The organism is Variovorax sp. 20P10.2.4 (assembly GCF_058244205.1).
Map to the genome: position 1 here is coordinate 1 of NZ_JBZAYE010000831.1, position 2,720 is coordinate 2,720.

Genomic DNA, 2,720 nt, shown 5'->3' on the forward strand with positions numbered 1-2,720 from the left:
CTTCATGCCGGCACTCCCTGCGCGCCCTGCGGCGCGAGCGGCGCCAGCACCGAATCGCCGCGCTGGAACGAGATCGCCTCTTCGAGCGTGCCCGCGTCGAGCCAGCCCTGCTCGAGCAGGATGCTGCCGAGCTTGCGGCCCGTGCCGCGCTGGATCGTGAGCGCGTTGTCGAGCTGCGTCTCGTCGATCGCGCGCCACGACAGCAGCACCTCGCCCAGCCGCTGGCGCTGCTGCACCAGTTGGTCGGCCGAGGGGAAGTCGTGCATGGTCTTGTCCCACACCAGCCGCTTGCCGAACAGCTTGTGCGAGAGGAACAGCTTCCACGCGCGCGCCGCGGCCATGGCGTTGATGAAGTTGCCGATCACCATGCGCGGGATCGACAGCAGCCCGTGCTCCCAGCCGTAGAGCGCCGACACGAAATGGAAGCGCTGCGCGAAGCGCAGCAGCAGCGCCACGGCATTGAGCTCCATCACCGTCATGAGCCAGCCGCCCGACTGGAAGATCGACGGGTAGTAGACGGTCCACCAGCCCATGGCGTCGGCGAAGAAGAAGACCAGGAAATTGAGCATCAGCAAATAGCCGAGGATGGCCACGAAGGCGGTGAACAGGCCCTTGCGGTCGCGGAACAGCAGGTACTTGGTGGCCAGCGAGCCGGCCCAGCCCATCTGCTCCCAGCCCTGCAGGCCGATGCCCAGGGTCCAGCGCGCCTTCTGCCGGTAGGCGGTACGGAAGGTGTCGGGGAAGTACTCGCGCACGCCCAGCGGCATGCGCAGCGAGCCGAGCTTCTCGCGGCCCGCGCCGAACCAGGCGGTGCGCCGCGTCACGTACTCGACGTCGAACTTGCCGAAGATCTGCTTCATGCCGAGCCGGCCCAGCCGCGCGCCGATGTCGTAGTCCTCGGTCAGGCTGGCGGTGTTGAAGGGCTGGTTGTCGAGCTCCGCGGCCAGCGTCTGCAGCGCGCGGTGCGAGAAGCAGGTGCCGACGCCGGCCGAGGGCACCATGCGCGACAGGCTCTCGCGCACCACGAGGTCCTTGCTGTGCCACTCGGCGAACTCGTCCATGTAGGTGCCGGCCACCAGCTCGAACCAGTGGCGCTCGAGCGAGGTCACGGGCAGCTGGATGAAATCCATGCGCGGCAGCAGGTAGTTGAAGTACTTGAGCTCGAGCGGATGCAGCACGTCCTCGCTGTCGTGCAGCACGACGCCCGCGAAGGGCTCGCCCATGGTGCGCTCGTGCTGGAACAGCGCCTGCACCACCCAGTTGAGGCAGTCGGCCTTGCAGGTCGGGCCGTCGTGCGGCACCTCCACGCGCACCAATTGGCGGTAGCGCCGGCGCATGCGTTCCACCTCGGCGATGGTGCGCGCGTCGTTGCGGTAGGTGCCGACGAAGATGGCGTAGTTCTTGTACTCGAGCGTCGACACCATGTTGGCGAGCATCGGCGCGATCACGTCGTACTCGAGCCAGGCCGGCACCATGATGGCCATCGGCTGCTCGCGCGCCGCGCGCAGTTGCGCGGCGGTCAGGCGCCGGTAGCGGCGGCGCACGGTCAGCGAGCGGTAGATCTCGCGCACCCAGTACCAGGCATCGACGAACAGGTCGTCGATGCTCGACAGCAGGATCACCACGCCGACGACCGCGGTCACGATCTCCAGACCGCGGTAGTAGTCGGCCAGCAGGAAGGGTCCGTAGAGCTCGAACATGCGGCTTCGGTCGGGTCCTCAGTGCTGCGACTTGGCCGCATGGCGGCGCCGCGCACGCCAGGCCAGCAGGATCAGCAGCAGCAGCGCGAACACGGCCACGCCGATCACCGGCATGCCCCAGGCGGCATACGAACGCCATTCGAAGAACGCGCCTTCGCCGCCGCGGCGCGCGCTCTCGTCCGCGGGATTGCCGCTGTCGAGCCAGCTCACGGGGCCGTCGGCGCCGAGCATCGCGATGTCGCCGCGGTTCAGCACGAAGGGCTTGGCCGGCACCACGGGGCGCGCGCCGATCGGCTGCCATTGCATGCCGTCCTGGCCATGGGCGCGGCTCACCTCGATGGCGCTCAGCTGCGACAGGTCGTCGAGCTCGAGCCACGGCGCCTTGCGGCCGTGGATGCGCAGGCTCGCGTCCTTGACCTCGACCTTCGAGGCGGCGCCGTCGACCGCCACCTGCAGCGCGAGGAAGGGCTTGCTCGGCGAGAAGGCGCCGGACTGGGTCACCACCAGCTCGGAGCGCACCGGCGTCACGCCGGCGGCCACGGCCATGCGCACCAGGCGCGCGAGGCTCGCGGGCGCGTCGGCCAGCCAGGCCTGCGGCACGGCGACCTGCGGGTTGCCCGACATCAGCGGCAGCAGGCCGACGAAGCTGCCGTCGGGTCGCGCGTCGCCCGCGCGCACGAAGCTGGTGGGCAGCACGCTGACCGGGAAGCCTTGCGGCATCTCCTGGCAGTCGTTCGAATAGGGCTGGCGCTGGAAGGACACGCGCACCACGTTGCTCAGGCCCAGCGCATAGCCGGGAATGCGCGCATCGAGGCGCTCGGGTCGGCCGTCGGCCTCCAGGCGCTTGGCCGACAGCAGCACGTCGTTCCAGAACACCGAGGCCACGGGACGCGTGGACGAAGCGCCGGGCGCGGCGGCCACGTCGATCACCAGCTCGGAGGGCATGCGGCCGTTGGCCGCGACCACGCCCAGCGGCAGGGTGGCGGTCCACTCGCCGCGCGACACCACGTCGAAGCCGGC

1 protein-coding gene and 1 pseudogene are annotated in these 2,720 nt (G+C 69.7%); both read right to left on the reverse strand.

The features are described from left to right. Nucleotides 1-2: 2 nt before the first annotated feature. Nucleotides 3-1,700: a glycosyl transferase family protein gene (locus tag AC27VN_RS38240; protein ID WP_093352292.1), complete on the reverse strand. Its 1,698-nt coding sequence runs from the start codon at nt 1,698-1,700 to the stop codon at nt 3-5. An 18-nt stretch (nt 1,701-1,718) separates the two neighbouring features. After that, nucleotides 1,719-2,720: pseudogene (locus AC27VN_RS38245) on the reverse strand (hypothetical protein); the annotation flags it as partial.

Excerpts from the sequence above, each read along its gene's own strand:
- AC27VN_RS38240 (WP_093352292.1), bottom strand. The coding sequence starts at position 1,700 with ATGTTCGAGCTCTACGGACCCTTCCTGCTGGCCGACTACTACCGCGGT.